This window comes from Bacteroides sp. AM16-24, from assembly GCF_003471885.1.
Taxonomy (GTDB): Bacteria; Bacteroidota; Bacteroidia; order Bacteroidales; family Bacteroidaceae; genus Bacteroides.
This window is the reverse complement of the sequence record NZ_QRKI01000051.1, coordinates 1-397: the sequence shown is the minus strand read 5'-3', so window position 1 is coordinate 397 and position 397 is coordinate 1. Positions and strand designations below refer to the sequence as shown.

Sequence of the window (397 nt, the reverse complement as noted above, 5' to 3'; positions counted from 1 at the left end):
AGGTCAGGGTAATGCTATCACCCTTGCGAAGCAGCTGGAAAGCCTCAACGGAAGGGGCAAGAGTCAGTTTACGGATATAAGTCTTGGGAGCTTCCTTATAAGGGAAACCATAGGAAAGGACAGTCATGCCACCTATGTTCTCGAAGCCGGTATAGCCGATGGAAGTCTCACCGGAGACAATAACCTCGCCTTCTTTGTGAGTAGCCAAAGCCTCCTTGTCAAACTTGTCAATACGGATGACTGACATGGACTTGCCTTTACTTGAATTGAAGGCGGCAGTCAGAGGAGTACTCAGACGGTCTTCGCGTACCAGCCAACTATCCGAAGTATGGAAAGAAGGAGCTTTTTCGGGAGAACGAAGATTCTGGCGGTACCAGAAACCGGGCATATAGAACTG

1 pseudogene is annotated in these 397 nt (G+C 49.1%); it reads right to left on the bottom strand.

Annotated features, from left to right (window positions below):
- Window positions 1–397 (bottom strand): annotated as a pseudogene (locus DW182_RS22675) (hypothetical protein); the annotation flags it as partial.